This is a genomic window from Stenotrophomonas sp. YJH_SMC_120, assembly GCF_059368675.1.
In genome coordinates, this window is the sequence record NZ_JCAFRY010000003.1 from 230,305 (window position 1) to 245,662 (window position 15,358).

13 protein-coding genes are annotated in these 15,358 nt (G+C 67.6%); 8 read left to right on the plus strand and 5 right to left on the minus strand.

What is annotated here, in order from left to right; all coding sequences use genetic code 11:
- The first annotated feature begins 186 nt into the window (after positions 1 to 186).
- Positions 187 to 1,611 (plus strand): short-chain fatty acid transporter, encoded by a 1,425-nt coding sequence (locus AC5P60_RS07065; RefSeq protein ID WP_005411492.1) that lies wholly within the window; start codon positions 187 to 189, stop codon positions 1,609 to 1,611.
- A 273-nt stretch (positions 1,612 to 1,884) separates the two neighbouring features.
- Complete coding sequence (locus tag AC5P60_RS07070) at positions 1,885 to 2,049, plus strand: hypothetical protein (RefSeq protein WP_005414774.1); 165 nt, start codon at positions 1,885 to 1,887, stop codon at positions 2,047 to 2,049.
- Positions 2,050 to 2,100: 51 nt separating this feature from the next.
- On the opposite strand, the gene AC5P60_RS07075 is transcribed toward AC5P60_RS07070, so the two are convergent.
- On the minus strand, positions 2,101 to 2,727 hold the full coding sequence (locus tag AC5P60_RS07075) for a YiiX/YebB-like N1pC/P60 family cysteine hydrolase (protein WP_483693367.1): 627 nt from the start codon (positions 2,725 to 2,727) through the stop codon (positions 2,101 to 2,103).
- A gap of 82 nt (positions 2,728 to 2,809) precedes the next feature.
- Here AC5P60_RS07075 and AC5P60_RS07080 point away from each other — a divergent pair, with 82 nt between their 5' ends.
- From AC5P60_RS07080 to AC5P60_RS07090, 3 genes are all read left to right on the plus strand, one after another.
- Complete coding sequence (locus AC5P60_RS07080) at positions 2,810 to 3,322, plus strand: hypothetical protein (RefSeq protein ID WP_049432223.1); 513 nt, start codon at positions 2,810 to 2,812, stop codon at positions 3,320 to 3,322.
- A gap of 73 nt (positions 3,323 to 3,395) precedes the next feature.
- Entirely contained in the window at positions 3,396 to 5,234 is a 1,839-nt protein-coding gene (locus AC5P60_RS07085) for a M3 family metallopeptidase (protein WP_033833739.1), read from the plus strand.
- Positions 5,235 to 5,236: 2 nt separating this feature from the next.
- A complete protein-coding gene (locus AC5P60_RS07090) occupies positions 5,237 to 6,556 on the plus strand; it encodes a TPM domain-containing protein (RefSeq protein WP_164208096.1) in 1,320 nt (439 codons plus the stop codon).
- 1 nt (position 6,557) lies between these two features.
- Here AC5P60_RS07090 and AC5P60_RS07095 read toward each other — a convergent pair whose 3' ends face one another.
- Genes AC5P60_RS07095 through AC5P60_RS07105 form a run of 3 tightly spaced genes read right to left on the minus strand, consistent with a single transcriptional unit; the run spans position 6,558 to position 9,203 of the window.
- A complete protein-coding gene (locus tag AC5P60_RS07095; protein WP_033833737.1) occupies positions 6,558 to 7,229 on the minus strand; it encodes a VOC family protein in 672 nt (223 codons plus the stop codon).
- Positions 7,230 to 7,282: 53 nt separating this feature from the next.
- Entirely contained in the window at positions 7,283 to 8,362 is a 1,080-nt protein-coding gene (locus AC5P60_RS07100) for an alpha/beta hydrolase family protein (RefSeq protein WP_049432231.1), read from the minus strand.
- Between the two features lie 13 nt (positions 8,363 to 8,375).
- Complete coding sequence (locus AC5P60_RS07105) at positions 8,376 to 9,203, minus strand: AraC family transcriptional regulator (RefSeq protein ID WP_049432233.1); 828 nt, start codon at positions 9,201 to 9,203, stop codon at positions 8,376 to 8,378.
- Positions 9,204 to 9,389: 186 nt separating this feature from the next.
- Between AC5P60_RS07105 and AC5P60_RS07110 the strand changes: the two genes are divergently transcribed.
- The 3 genes from AC5P60_RS07110 (at position 9,390) to AC5P60_RS07120 (ending at position 13,712) form a co-directional block, all read left to right on the plus strand.
- Entirely contained in the window at positions 9,390 to 9,791 is a 402-nt protein-coding gene (locus AC5P60_RS07110) for a hypothetical protein (protein WP_049432236.1), read from the plus strand.
- 217 nt (positions 9,792 to 10,008) lie between these two features.
- A complete protein-coding gene (locus AC5P60_RS07115) occupies positions 10,009 to 12,411 on the plus strand; it encodes a TonB-dependent receptor plug domain-containing protein (protein ID WP_483693365.1) in 2,403 nt (800 codons plus the stop codon).
- Positions 12,411 to 13,712, plus strand: a complete 1,302-nt coding sequence (locus AC5P60_RS07120) for an aminotransferase class V-fold PLP-dependent enzyme (RefSeq protein WP_483693364.1) — start codon at positions 12,411 to 12,413, stop codon at positions 13,710 to 13,712. The genes AC5P60_RS07115 and AC5P60_RS07120 overlap by 1 nt, the downstream gene beginning before the upstream one ends.
- 128 nt (positions 13,713 to 13,840) lie before the next feature.
- On the opposite strand, the gene AC5P60_RS07125 is transcribed toward AC5P60_RS07120, so the two are convergent.
- The gene (locus AC5P60_RS07125) at positions 13,841 to 15,355 is read right to left on the minus strand and encodes an aminotransferase-like domain-containing protein (protein ID WP_049418903.1); all 1,515 of its coding nucleotides are present in this window, start codon (positions 15,353 to 15,355) and stop codon (positions 13,841 to 13,843) included.
- Between the last annotated feature and the right edge of the window lie 3 nt (positions 15,356 to 15,358).

Below are 15,358 nucleotides of genomic sequence, written 5' to 3' on the forward strand. Positions count from 1 at the left end.
CACCCACTACCTGCGACCGTCCCAGATCTGGTAGAGCCGACCGCTGGCCGGCTGCACTCGTGCGCGATCCTGAGGTTGCCGGCCAGCGTCCGGCACTACCCTCCTCCGCGACCTACGACCAATAGGTGGCTGACAGGCCGCACCCCACCGCCCAGAATCGATCCATCGAACCTGGGAGGGTAGGCGATGGCCTCGACGGCAGCAGTACAGGACGGCTGGATGGCGCGCGCAGCACTGCGCTCGGCCGCCTGGGCGGAAAAGTGGTTCCCCGATGCGTACGTGTTCGCGGTGCTGGGCGTGGTCATCGTCGCGCTGGCCGCGATGGGCTTCGGCTCGACCCCGCAGGCGACCGCAAGCGCCTTCGGTGACGGTTTCTGGAGCCTGATCCCCTTCACCATGCAGATGGCCTTCGTGGTCATCGGTGGCTACGCCGTGGCGACCGCGCCGGTGGTCGCCCGCTTCATCGACTTCCTGGCCCGGGTGCCACGCACCGGCCGCGGTGCGGTGGTGTACGTGGGCCTGGTCAGCATGCTCGCTTCGCTGCTCAGCTGGGGTTTCTCGCTGGTGTTCGGTGGCTTGCTGGTGCGCGCGCTGGCCCGCCGTACCGAACTGCGCATGGACTACCGCGCGGCCGGTGCGTCGGCGTATCTCGGCCTGGGGGCGGTGTGGGCGATGGGGTTGAGTTCCTCGGCCGCACAGCTGCAGGCCAATCCGGCCAGCATGCCGCCGGGCCTGGTCGAAATCACCGGCGTCCTGCCGTTCACCGAAACCATCTTCCTGTGGCAGTCGATCGCACTGACCGCGGTGCTGATCCTGGTCTCGCTGCTGATCGCCTGGTTGACCGCACCGGCCGCCGGCAGTGCCCGTACCGCTGAAGACTTCCCCGGCGCCGCGCAGGCCGAGCCGGAGCCGTTGCAGCGCCGCACGCGCCCGGGCGAATGGCTGGAGTACAGCCCGCTGCTGACCGTGCTGCTCTCGCTGCTGGCGTTCGGCTGGCTGTTCAACGAGTTCGCCAACAAGCCGGTGGTCACCGCCATCGCCAACCTCAACACCTACAACTTCCTGTTCATTTCGCTGGGCCTGCTGCTGCACTGGCGGCCGCGCAGCTTCCTCAACGCGGTGGCCAAGGCGGTGCCCAGCACCACCGGCGTGCTGATCCAGTTCCCGCTGTACGGTGGCATCGCGATGATCCTCACCCACGCTGCCGGTGGCGACGGGCAGACACTGGCGCACCGGCTGTCGAGCCTGTTCGTGCACGTGGCCAGCACCGATACCTTCGCGCTGGTGATGGGCGTTTATTCGGCGGTGCTCGGCTTCTTCGTGCCCTCCGGTGGTGGCAAGTGGATCATCGAGGCGCCGTACGTGATGCAGGCCGCCAACGAACTGAAGGCACACCTGGGCTGGGCGGTGCAGGTCTACAACGCGGCCGAAGCGCTGCCGAACCTGATCAATCCGTTCTGGATGCTGCCGCTGCTGGGCGTGCTGGGCCTGAAGGCACGCGACATCGTGGGCTTTACCTTCATCCAGCTGCTGGTGCACATCCCGCTGGTGCTGGGCCTGCTGTGGCTGCTGGGGATGACCCTGGCGTATGTGCCGCCGGTGATGCCCTGAATGCTGGGCTTGCTTGCCTGCGTGAGTTGGGAAGCCAGCCTCCTTCCGCGCGTGTTTCCGGCTGAGAACGCCATGAATGCGCGCCATGCTGACCACTGCATGAGCACATGCCGAACCCGCATGAATTCTTCAGCCGCTTGTGCCACAAGGGCTTCTGCGCGTTCATTCACAGGCGTACACGCAGATGTAGCCGCGCACCCACGCGTGATTAACCATTCGCTGCAGACGATGGCCACGTCCACCGCATTCCGCGAGTGGCTTTGGAGATCGGACATGGCACAGCAGAACCAGAACCCGAACCAGAAGCAGCAGGGCCAGCAGAACCAGCAGGATCAGCAGCAGGGTCGTGGCCGCGACCAGCAGCAGCAACAGCAGCAGGAACAGCAGCAGCGCAACCAGCGCAACCAGCAGCAGGGTGGGCAGGACGAGGAAGAGTGACCTCGCTACCAGCTCCGGTGATGCAAAGCCCCGCCCCGTGCGGGGCTTTGCTTATTCCAGCACGCCGACACGCTGCAGCACCGGCGCTGCCGACATGTCGTTCGGATTGGTGCCGGGCTGATCCTGCGGTACGTCCATGCCCATGCCGCGGTACAGATCCACCCAGTGCTGGGCGATCTCCCCGGTCTGCGGGTTGCGGAAGTTCATCGGCTGCAATGCGAACACGTGGTGCGCACGGAAGGCGCGTTCGATGAAGTCCGAGCAGTAGTAGCTGTCCTCGCTCAACACATACGACGTGTTGTACGGCTTGCCCAGCATCGTGCGCGCGGTGGCGACCGCATCCTTGATGGCCGCCTGCTGCGGTGCGTGCAGGCGATAGACCACGATCTGCCGCTGCTTGGCGCGCGCATCCTGGCGGAACTCGACCAGCGATTGCCGGCGCGATCCTTTCTCGTCCGCATGCAATACCTCCCAGCCCGTCGGCGTGGAAGCGACCAGGGCGACGTGATCGAAGCTGGGCGCGCCCTGCTTGCCGGTGGCATCGTCGATGGCCGCACTGAGGCCGCTGCGGCCGGCGGTGACAAACAGCAGATCGCCTTCGTGGACATCGACGGCCATCGCCACCGCTGGCCACAGGGCGGGCAGCAGCAGGCCGATCAGGAGCAGGAGGCGATGCATGAGGACTCTCGGACAGGCGGAATGCCGGAATTGTAGGGCGCGCGGTAGCATGGAGCGACCGGACCGGATTCAGGATGAGCCCATGTGTCGATACCGTTCTGCCGCACTGCTGATGCTCGCCTGTGGCGTGGTGCTGGTTGCCTGCACGCCTGCGCCGCAGCCGCCGCAGACAGCGGGCGAAGCCGGGCCTGCCGCAGCGGCGCCGGCGATCACTGCCGCCGAGCCCACACCTGTGGCTGCACGCAGTGAATGCCCCCACCCGGAATTCGATACATTCCTGAAGCATTTCGGCAACGAGATCGCGCTGCAGGAAAAGGCCACCGCCGACCCGCTGCTGGACAGCTACATCGATGCGGAGGCCGAGCCGGAACCGCGCAAGGTGGAGAGCCGGCTGGCGCTGGCCGATGTCGAGTGGCCGGTGATGCCCGATCCTGCCGCATTGGCCGGGCAGGGCCGCGAAATGCAGGTCAGCCCCCTGGCCGATGGGCAGCGACAGGTGCAGATCCGTATGCCGGACAGCAGCGACCAGCAGACCTACACCTTTGCGCAGACGCCGTGTTGGACACTGGTCAAGCGTGAGGACGAGTCGATCTGAAACCTGATCCGGCACAGGCGCGGCGGGCCAGTGACTGCTAGGCTCGATCCCTGGTCCAGGCAGGGAGACGCCGATGCAGGCTTTCAGGAAGCACGCCACCACCACCGCCATCGCAGCTGTGCTGGCGATAGCCTCCCTCAGCGGCGCCCAGGCACAGTCGGTGCATGCCGATGACCGCGCCTACTTCGCCAATGCCACCGCCGAACAGGCCGCGCGTGACGCACTGGGCAAGCGCGTCGAGGCTCTGCAGCAGGCGTCCACCGTTGCACCCGCGGAACGCTTCCGGCAGGCCGAGGTACTGGAGGCGCAGTGCCTGCGCCATCACAGCTACCTGCACCTGCAGGCCGCCCGCAATGCGCGTGATCAGCGTCCGGCCCAGGCGCTGGACCAGGTGATGGGGCTGTGCAGCCGCATTGCCCGCAGCGGCCGCGCCGCTCTGCGCGAGGCGTCCGCGGATGCACCATGGGCAGCACCCTATGGCTTCCTGCGCGCACGCGCGTTGAAGGAGGCCGCCGCCCCGGCCAACGCCGCGCTGGATGAGGCCGTGGAGGCACTGGCCGATCCGGCGCTGGACAGCTTCGCGCGCCTGCGTGGGCAGATCCTGCGCAGCGCCGAGTACCCGCAGATCGAGCACGGCGGCTGGCACTGGGACACGGGGCGCGACAGGCAGGCACTGGCCCGGCAGCCCGACCGCGCCCTGCGCGAGGCGGGCTGGAAGGGCTACTGGCAAGGCCTGCAATCGCGCCGTGAGCCGATGGCGTCGGTGCTGCTGGGGCTGGTGCAGGTGAATGACGCCGCGGCACGCCTGCAGGGTGACGGCTCGGCGCCGGCACATGGCTATCAGCGCATGGGCCTGGATACTGCCGCAGTGGATGCAACGCTGGTGGCGATCGAACAGCATGCGGGAGACCGCCGCGCCTATCAGGAGATGCTGCTGCACCACGCTGCGCGATCGGGCATCGACGCGCCGCAGATCTGGGATACCACGGTGCCCGATGCTGGCTACACGCCACCGATGCTGACGCTGGCGCAGCTGCGCGACAACGCCGCCGATGCCATGCAGCACCTGGGCCCGGCGTACGTCGCTGAACTGCGCGCGCTGCTCGATCCGGCCAGCCACCGCATGGATCTGGCCACCGAACGCGGTGACCGCAGCCAGGACGCGTTCTCCGTGAGCGCTCCCGGTGTGCCGGCAATGCTGTTCGTTGGTGTCCGCAGCGGGGACCTGGAAAGCGATGTCGAGATCGCCCATGAAGCTGGCCATGCCGTGCATGGCGAGTGGATGCAGCGGGGTCATGCGTCGCCGCTGCAGCGCAATGGCAGCCAGTGGCTGACCGAGGCGTTCGCGATCTACAACGAGCTGCGCTTCCGCGACCAGCTGTACCAGCAGGCACAGGACCCGCGTGCCAAGGCCTACTACCTGAAATCGCTGCTGGACGACATGGTGCTGCAGCTGTTCACCTCTTCCGAGGAAGCGCAGCTGGAGCGGTCGATCTACCAGGGCGTTGCCGCCGGCACGCTGGGCACCGCCGATGACCTGGACGCGCTGACCGGGCGGGTGCTCGCACGCTTCGGCCAGCAACCGGAGCGCTACCCGCAGCTGCGCAACACCTGGATCGGCAAGCGCCTGATGTATGAAGACCCGAACTATCTGGTGAACTACCTGTATGCGGGTCTGCTGGCCGTGCAGTTGTATGTGCAGGACCAGCGCGATCCCGAGGGGTTCCGTGCGCGCTATCTTGCCGTGCTTGGCGAGGGCTTCGATCGCGCGCCGAACGAGCAGGTGGCGCAACTGCTGGGGCACGCGCCTGACTGGGCGGCCCTGGTGGATGCCGATCTGCAGGTGTTCAACCAGACGGCGGCACAGCTGCAGGCGCTGCATGCGCGGATCGAGGCAGGGCAGGGAACGTGAAGATGCTGCGCAGGATGACGTGCACCTGGGCCACGGCATGGCTGTTGATGCTGCTGTGCCTGTTGCCGAGGGTGGTGATGGCCGGTGCTGCAGTCCCTGCGCTGGATGATCCGGTGGTGGACGCCGCCAACGCACTTTCGGCGGATACCCGCGACAAACTGCGCACGCAGGCATTCCAGTTGCAGGCGCGCACCGGCGCGCAGCTGCAGGTGATGGTAGTCAACCATGTTGGCGACGAAGGCATCGAAGCTTACGCGCAGCGGGTGTTCGACCAGTGGCAGCTGGGCCGCGAAGGCGTTGACGATGGCGTGCTGCTGCTTGTGGCCGTGCAGGACCGCCGTGTACGCATCCAGACCGGCTACGGCCTGGAGGGCGCGATACCCGATGCCTATGCCGCCCGCATCATCGACAAGGCGATCGTGCCGCGTTTCCGCGATGGCGACCTTGACCAGGGCGTGCTGGATGGAACGAAGATCATAGTGGCGCTGATCGATGGCGAGGACCTGCCGGCATCGGAAGCGCCATCGATGCGCAACGTGCTGCCGGCCGATTGGCGCAGCGCAGACTCGGTGGTTGCACTGACGCTGCTGGCCGGCTTCCTTGCGGGTCTGTGGCGCTCGCCGCCCTCGGCGCAGGCGCACCCGGAGCGATTGCCGGCCTGGGCCCGCCCGCTGCTGGTGACGGCGGTGGTGGCCGCGGGCGTGCTGGCGGCGGCCATGTGGGCGCCACGCCAGGCACTGGCAGCGCTCTGCATCGTGTTGGCATTGTGCGTACCGGTGGCGAGCCTGCTTGGCTGGTGCTGGCGCCGTAGCCGCGGTGTGCGCGTGGTGCTGCTCGGCATGCTCGGGGTCAGTTCGGGGTTCTTCGTGGTGATGGTGGTGCGTGGCCAGTTGCCACCCAGTCTGGCCTTGCACACGTCGCTGGACCTGGCGGTAGGCATCATGGCCATGCTGGTGTTTTTCCTCGTACAGGCGTGCCGCGCGCGCTGGCACAAGGACCGCAGCAGCTTCGGGGTGAGGTGCGCAGTGCTGTTGCTGCTGACCGCTGGCTACGTGCTCTTCGCACTGCTGGCCATCGATCGCGCCGGCCCGGTTGCGCGCCTCGCCACGACGATCGGGTGGAGTGCCGGCACGCTCGTGCTGTACTTCACCTGGATCTTCACCATGCTGCCAGGTGAGAAGGCTCGCGGCAGCCGCAGATCATCCGGCGGCCACCGCAGCGCGTCCAGTTCGTCATCCAGCAGTTCGTCGTCGAGCAGCTCCAGCAGTTGGTCCGGAGGCGGCGGCCGCAGCGGCGGAGGCGGCGCGTCGGGCAGCTGGTAGATCAGGTCGCCTGCACACGCCAGCCGAGTGCAGCGTCCTCCACAACGCCCGGGCCGGCCACGTCGCCGACCTGCAGCAACAGCCCCTGCGCATTGGGCAGGTCCTTCTGCTCGGGGAACCAGCGCCGGTCCGCAGCGACCACGATCAGCAGCCCTTCGTCGTCGCCCATCGGCGCGAACTGCGGCGAAGGCGGGCTGATCGGTTGCAGGCCAAACCGCAGGCTGGACTGTTCGCGCACAGCATCGACATCGTGGCTGGGCAGGCCGACCTCGCTCAGGCAGGTCAGTTCGCTGCCGTGGAAGGCGCCCTGATGCGTACTGTCGGGCAAGCGGCGGCGGCCGATCAGTTCCAGGATCAAGCCATCGGGGCCAGTGAAGTACACCGACTGCGATTGCCAGCTGCTTTCCAGCGCGAAGTAATCCAGCCCTGCTGGATTGCGTTGCAGTGGCGTGCGTTCGCGCAGCCAGGTCATTGCCTCGCCGAAGCGGTTGTCCGGTACGTTGAAGGCCAGGTGCACGCCTCCGAGCGGACGTCCTTCAGCGGGCTGCAGTTCGATCGTGCTCCAGCCGATGTGCACATGGGGGCCGATCACGCGTTGCTGCAGGACATCGTGAAAATACGCAGCGACGGCGCCGACATCGGAGACCGGCAGGGTGAGGTGCAGCAGGCGCATGATCGTTCTCCGTGGACGCGATCACTGTAGCGCCGGGCCGCATCCGGCGGCCACTAGCGCAGTGCGTCGGCGAAGAATCGCGTGGCTGCATCCACCGCCTGCCGGTGGGTTTTCGTCCTGGGAACCGCAGTGCTGCAGAGCTCGGGCAGCCTCTGCCCGCCGACAACGGTACAGGCCGCCAGGAAGTCGTAGTGACCCACGTCCGGCAGGCGTTGCAGCGTTGCGCGCGGAATCTGCGCCTGTGCGGCCTCACCATTGGTCTCCGGTGGCGCGACGGTGTCTGCGGCCCCCAACATGATCGATACCGGCTGCCGCAACGCGGACAGCTGCGCGGGCGCGAACGCCTGCACGATGGCGGGTGCCAGCAGGAACACGGCACGCACGCCGGGAATCGCGCGCTGTGCGTCAGCCTCGGCGATCCAGGGGGCAAGCGCGGGCGAAGCCGCAGCGGCCCGGCGCGCCTGCATCGTGTGCGTGGCCGCCTCCTGTTGCGGTTGGCAGACGCCGTCATCCGGGTGCGCGGTGCAGAAGGCCAGCAGTCGCTGCAGGCTGGGCCGTGCACCGGCTGCCAGCAGCGCGGTGTAGCCACCGGCCGAGAAGCCGACCACGCCCAGCCGTTCTGGATCGACATGCGGGCCGAGGATCGGATCGGCCTGCACGGCGGCCAGCGCAGCGCGCAGATCATCCGCGCGCAGCCAGCTCAGCATGCTGCCGGCCAGCGTCATCTCGTCGGCACCGTTGTTGCCGGGATGATCGACCGCGATCACCAGATAACCGCTCCGCGCCAGCGCCGTGCCCAGCCAGCCCATCATGCGTGCGCTGCCGCCGTTACCGTGCGACAGCAGCAGCGTCGGCAGGCGAGCCCCCGCGACGGGAGCATCCACCGCTGCGCGTCCAACCTCGAACAGCGGTGCGTCGGGCGGGCCGATGGTCAGGGCGGTTTCCCGGCTGCCGGCCAGCGCTGGGTACCAGACCGTGTAGCGCAGCGCGTCGTGGTGCTGCGCATCGCGTACAGCCGCGCTGGCCACCATGGTGGCGCCGTGGCGCTCGCCGGCCGCCTGCGTCTCGCTGCCCTCGGCGATGGCAGTGGAGACCATGAGGATCATTCCCAGCACAGCGGCCATCATGCGCATCTTCAGTTCCTTGTCAGTTGGGACGTTCGTCGACTGGCAGCCAGATCTCCACGCCGCCGTTGCCGGTGTGCTCGTCGAAGCGGGTGTCGTAGCGCTCCAGATCGGGTGCATTGGCCAGGCTGAGGCCGGAGCCGGGCAGGTAATGGTCCAGCAGCCAGAACCAGGTCGAGCGGATGGCCGAGATGTGCCCGCCGTGCCAGGCCACAAGATAGCGGCGCGCCGGCACGTCCACCCGTTGCCAGTGCGCCGGCACGGTCGGCAGCGCGCTGGCGGGCAGTGCGGCAATGTAATCGAAGCCGCCATCGTCGTCGCTGTTGCAGCACGCACCGAAGCTGATTGGAGCGGCCGTCGGCCATTCGCGGTTGAGCTGCGCCCATTGGCCGGGAATTGCACCGCCACTGTCGCGGGTATGCCGCATGCCGATGCCCGCCACCTGGAAAGCGGGCGTGTCGAGCAGTCGCGGCGCCTCACCGCAGGGCGCCGGCGCATCGTCCACGCGGATCGCCTGTACCAGCGCGAGGCCATCGGTGCCCTGTTCGCGTACCCGTTCCGGCGTCTGCCCGAACTGTTCGTTGAAGGCGCGGGTGAACGCTGCATGGGTGGTGTAGCCCGCACCCAGTGCCACCTGCAGGATGTCGCCTGCGCCGGCGGCCAGCCGCTGCGCGGCCGCGGTCAGGCGCCGTCCGCGCAGGTAGCGCACCACCGAGGTGCCAGTGCGGGCCTGGAACAGGCGTGACAGATGGAACGGCGACAGCCCCGCTGCGGCGGCGATATCGGCCAGCGCCAAGGGCTGGTCCGCATGGGTTTCGATGTACCACAACGCCTTGCCTGCCGCACTCATCCTGCCGTTCCCCGCATCCAATGCCGGCACAGTAGCGGATCGGCAGGCGCGGCGTTTAGCAGTTCTTGCGCTGCCGGGGCTTTGCGTCTGCCTGCGTACCGGCAACAATGCGTGCTTCATGGACGTGATGAGGGGCAGGGAGATGCGATCGACGACGTGGGATGCCAGGCCAGCGGAGCCCGGCCGATGATCGAGATGATCGAAATGCTGCTTGCCCTCTGGGTACTTCCCAGTCTGTTGACCCTGGCGCTGATGCTGCTGATGTTGTTCGGCGCGCCACGGTGGCGCGGCAATCCCTGGGTGTACCGTGTCGGCTTCGCGTTGCTGGGCGGGTTTCTGACACCGACGTTGTTGGGGGCCGGTCACGGTGGGTTGCCGTGCGCGACTATCGGCGGGCTGGTGATGATACTGACGCAGCTGCAATGGATCGGCGATCTGCAGGTCGACTTCATGGGGATCGGGATTCGCAACAGGGGCATCTGGATCATGTCCACCCCCGCCTTGGTGGTGTTCGCCGCCATGATGTTCGTTCCGCTGCGAACGGCACGGCCGACCCGTTTCGGCTTTGGCGACGACGCCAACGGCTAGCCGCAGTGTGCGGGGATGGGGCGTGGGTCTTCATTGCCACCCATGCATGGCGTGGATCTACGGATGAGCCCTGGCAGGGGCCAACCTTGGTTGGCGCATCAAGCTGTCGTACTGACGTCATGCCTCCTTCACACATCGCGCCGAGACTGCGCGCCTTGTCCAGGCCTGTTGTGTGCGCACAGGTGCTGGCCCTGTCGCGTCCTCCCGGAGCCCTGCCGTGCATCGTTCGAAGCTTTCGCGTTCCATCCTCCTCGCCCTTTCCATGGCCAGCGCAGGAGGCGCGATCGCAGCGGAAGCCGATGCGGTCGATGCCGCCGGCGGCAGCCACGCCGCACCCACCCAGCTCGACGCGATGCTGGTCACCGGTACCCGCGCCTCCAACCGCACCCAGTTCGAAACACTGGCGCCGGTGGACGTGTTCACCAAGGAAGACATCACGTCCGTCGAATCCACCGACCTGAAGGACGTGCTGGCGCAGCTGGTGCCGTCTTTCGTGGTGCAGCGCCTGCCGATGGCCGACGGCCAGGTGTTCGTGCGTCCGGCCACCCTGCGTGGCCTGTCGCCGGACCAGACCCTGGTGCTGGTCAACGGCCGCCGCTTCCACCGCAGCGCGCTGCTCGGCAACCGTGGTGCACAGGCGGCCGACCTTGCACAGATTCCGACCAGCGCGATCAAGCGCATCGAAGTGCTGCGCGACGGCGCATCGGCGCAGTACGGCTCGGACGCCATCGCCGGTGTCATCAACATCATCCTCGAGGATGGTCCGGGCACCGAGATCACCGCCGGCTATTCGCAGTACGCGCAGGGCGACGGTGCCTCCCGCGATTTCAGTGCGCGCACCGGCTGGTCGCTGGGCGACTATGGCAGCCTGGTGCTGTTCGCTGAATCCTCCAATTCCGATGCCACCTCGCGCACCCGCCAGCGCCCCGATGCCATCGCCTTCCAGGCCGCGCATCCCGAGCTGGACGTGCCCAACCCGGTGCAGCGCTGGGGCCAGCCGGAGCTGGAAAGCCGCCGCGTCGGCTTCAACGTGAAGGCCAATGCCAGCGAGACGCTGGAGCTCTATGCCTTCGGCCTGTACAGCCACAGCGATGGCGTCAGTGATTTCAACTGGCGCAACCCGGACACCACCACCGGCGCGTACCGCACCACCTCCATCTTCCCCGGCTGGAACCTGCGCTCGCTGTATCCGGTCGGCTTCAGCCCGCAGTACGGCAACGTCCAGAACGACCTGCAGCTGGTCGGTGGCCTGCGCGGCGAGATCACGCCGAAGCTGCGCTGGGATATCAGCGCCTCGTATGGCCGCAACGCCATCGACTACAGCTTGAAGAACTCGATCAATGCCTCGCTCGGCCCGGCCAGCCCGACCGACTTCGATCTCGGCCGCCTGACCCAGACCGAGAAGAACGCCAACGCCGACTTCAACTACGAGTGGGAGGTGGGCGCGCTGTCCAAGCCGATCAACGTCGCCTTCGGTGGCGAGTTCCGCCAGGAGACCTACCAGGTGCGCGCCGGTGACCCGGCGTCGTACGCGGTGGGTCCGGGCGCGGCCGCGGGCCTGGAAGCCAATTCCAATGGCGCGCCGGGCTTCTCGGCCAGCCAGGCCGGGCAGTGGAGCCAGCGCAGCAAGGCCGCCTACGTGGACATGGAAGTGCCGCTGGGCGAGCGCTGGAGCATCGGCGCGGCCAGCCGTTACGAGGACTTCTCCAGCTTCGGCAGCACACTGGATGGCAAGCTGTCGGCGCGCTTTGCGATCACCCCGGACGTGGCCCTGCGCGGCACCGTGTCCAGCGGCTTCCGCGCACCGACGCCGGCGCAGCTCAACACCACCAGCACCACCCAGGGCCTGGACACGCGCACGCTGCAGATCTTCACCAGTGGCCGCCTGTCGCCGAACGATCCGCTGGCGCAGCTGCTTGGAGCCAAGCCGTTGAAGCCGGAGGAATCGCGCACCGCCTCGCTGGGCCTGACCTGGCGCACGGACCTGGGTCTGTCCGGCTCGGTGGATGTCTACCAGATCAAGCTCACCGACCGCTTCAGCCAGTCGGCCAGTTTCGCCATTCCGGCCGGTACGCCCAATCCGCTGGGCTACACCTCGGTGAACTACTTCACCAACGACTTCGACACCACCACCACCGGCGTGGACGTGGTTGGCAACTACCTGCGCGACCTCGGCGCCGGCCGCATGACGCTGACCCTGGCCTACAACTACAACCGTACACGCGTGGACAACGGCAGCACCTCGGTGGCCACCAATGAGACCCAGCGCGTGCTGTTCGAAGATCGCCTGCCCGAGCACAAGGGAAGTCTGACCAGCAGCTGGGACATCGGTGCCTGGTCGCTGATGGCGCGCATGCGCTACTACGGCGCCTGGACCGATTCCAGCGGCAACGCGGTGGGCGACATCTACCAGCGCTTCGGTGAGATGAGCTTCCTCGACCTGGCCGTGGGCTATCGCATCAACGAGCACCACAGCCTGCGCGTGGGCGCCGACAATGTGTTCGATCGCTACCCGGATGAGGCCACGTTCCAGGCCAGCCGTGGCCTGGTCTACTCGCGCAACGCGCCGTACGACACCGACGGTGCCAACCTGTACGCGCAGTACCGGCTGACCTTCTGATGGACGCTCGTCGTCGTTCCCTGCTGCGCGCCGGCACACTGCTGCCGGCCGCAGCTGCACTGTCTTCACTGCCTGCCAGCGCCGCTGCGCGTTACGCTTCGCCGATGGAGATTCCCTCGACGACCGTGGCGCCGGACGTGCTGGCCCGCGATGAAGGCTACTGGGCCGCCGTGGCCAGCCACTTCGACATCACCGATGAAGTGAACCACCTGGAGAACGGCTACTGGGGCGCGATGGGTCACGAGACGCTCGCCAGCTACCAGCGCCACACCACTGAAGTGAATCGTGGCAACGCCTGGTATGGGCGCCGCGCGTTTCCGGCGCAATACATGGCGGTGCAGCGAGAGGTAGCCGAACTGCTGGGTGTGGGTGCTGATGAGATCGCACTGACGCGGGGGGCCACCGAGGCGATGCTGGCGCTGATCGGTGGCTACAACCGCCTGCAGCCCGGCGACCAGGTGCTGTATGCCGACATCGACTACGACAGCATGATCGGCGCGATGCGCTGGCTGCAGCAGCGTCGCGGCGTGCAGGTCGAGCGTATCGCGCTACCGGCCGTGCCCGACCACGCGCAGATTCTGCAGGCCTACGAGGCCGCGTTCGCGCGGTTGCCGCGCCTGAAACTGGTGCTGCTGACCCAGGTCAGCCATCGCCATGGGCTGGTGCTGCCGGTGGCCGAGATCGTCGAGCGTGCGCGCGCACGCGGTATCGATGTGATCGTTGATGCTGCCCATGGGTTTGGCCAGATCGACTACGCGGTGCCGGATCTGAAGGCTGACTTCGTGGGCATCAATCTGCACAAATGGATCAGCGCGCCGGTTGGCGTCGGCGCGATGTACGTGCGCAAGGGGCGCGTGGCGGACCTGGATCCCTACATGGGTGAAACCGACGATGGCCGCGTGGGCAGCCGCGTGCACACCGGTACGGTCAACTTCGCCGCCTACCTGGCACTGCCGGAGGCGATTGCCCTGCATCAGCGCGTCGGCGTGGCCAACAAGCAGGCGCGGCTGCGCTACCTGCGCGAGCGCTGGACGCTGCCAGCGCGGCAGATGGCGCACATCGAGGTGCTGTCCTCGCCGAACCCGGCGCTGGCCAGTGCGCTGGCCAGCTTCCGCCTGCGCGGGCGCACCAGCGTGGCTGACAACATGGCTCTGCAGAAGCGACTTCTGGATGAGCATCGGATTTTCACCACGTATCGCGATGGCCTGGAATCGGGTGCCTGTGTACGCGTGACGCCGTCGGTGTTCACCCGGCCGGAGCAGATGGATGCGCTGGTGAAGGCCCTCTCCGCCTTGGCCTGACCCTGCTTTGGTGGGTGCCAACCTTGGTTGGCACATTCCAACCGTGCCGGGGAATCTTCCGCCGGCCAGCGGCCGGCACTACCGGTCGGGTGGGTGCCGACCGTTGGTCGGCACATCCCATTCCAGGGCTACCGCTCGATCGCCGGCAACGCATCGGACAACAACAACCGATCAATCCGTCGCAGCGCACTCTCCAGCTGTCGGCGGTCCGCCGCCAGCCCGAGCGACAACCTTACGCCGCTCTGGTGCGAGACCCCTGGCGGGCAGAACGCCGAAGATGGCGCAATCGCCAGCCCCTGCAGCTGTGCGGTACGCACCAGCGTCGCATCGGTCCACGGCGCCGGCACCCGGCACCAGGCATGCAGGCCTTCCGCGCGCTGCAGCAGCGATGGCGCCAGCAGGTAGCGCGCCATGCGCATGCGCTCGCGTGCCTCGGTGCACACCTGGGCCAGCAGTGACTGCGCCGAACCATCCAGCAGCAGCTGGCTGGCCAACGCCGAGACCAGCGGATGACCCATCAGCCGCGTCGCCCGCAATGCAGCCGTCATCGCCTCGGCGTGCGCAGCGCTTGGGCACTGCACGAACGCAGTGCGCAGGCCGGGGCTGATCACCTTCGACAGCGTCGCCACGTAGAACACATGACGCGGTGCCAGTGCCGCCAGCGGTGTAGGTGCATCCTCGGCGAGGTGCCAGTAAGGATCGTCTTCGATCGCCAGCAGGCCCTCGCGCTCCAGCACGCGTGCCAGCGCTTCGCGCCGCTGCAGCGGCAGGGTCAGCGCGGTCGGGTTCTGGCAGGTGGGATTGAGATAGACCAACCGCGCGCCGCTTTCGCGTGCCAGCCGGGCCAGCGCATCGGGGCACATGCCGTGTTCGTCGCTGTCCACTGGCAGCAGCCGTCGGCCCAGTGCAGCGGCGGCCTGCAGCAGGCCCGGATAGACCAGCGCATCGCAGAGGATCGCATCATCGTCGCGGCCCTGGCTGACCAGGATCGCGGCCAGCGCCACCTGGGCGCCTTCGGTCAGCAGCAGGCAGGCGTCGTCCACTTTTCCCAGCATCGGTTGCAGCCAACGCGCCGCTGCGTGGCGGTCGGTCGGGTTGCCGCCGCCCAGGTGATAGGTCATCAGGTTGGGCGCGTTGCTGCGTGCAAGCACGGCGGCGGCACCGCGGCGCAGGGTCTCGGCCAGCGCATCGGCGTCGGGCACCGGCGGCACGTTCATGCTCAGGTCCACGACCTGGTCGAAGCCGGCCTTGGGCGGTGCGATGAAACTGCCTTGTGGCCCGCGTGCTTCGATCAGGCCGCGCTTGCGTGCTTCATCGAAGGCGCGGGTGACCGTGGTCAGGTCGATGCCGAGCTGCTGCGCCAACGCGCGCTGCGAGGGCAGGCGCTGTCCGGGTGCGAGGCCGCCACGGCGCACCGTGCGTTCCAGCGAATTGACGATGCGCAGGTAGATCGGCCCGTTGTGCGCGAGCACGTCCTGCACCCATTCGCGCGCTGCGACATCCGGTCGCGGCATGTACGGAGCATGTCGGGGCGTATCGTTGCTTCCAACGGCGGGAGCCTGTCCATAACCATCGGTCGGTTCGGACAGGTGACCGCCGTTGTTGTTTGCGGCGGCCGCACCGGCCAGCGTCAGTGATGTCATTGC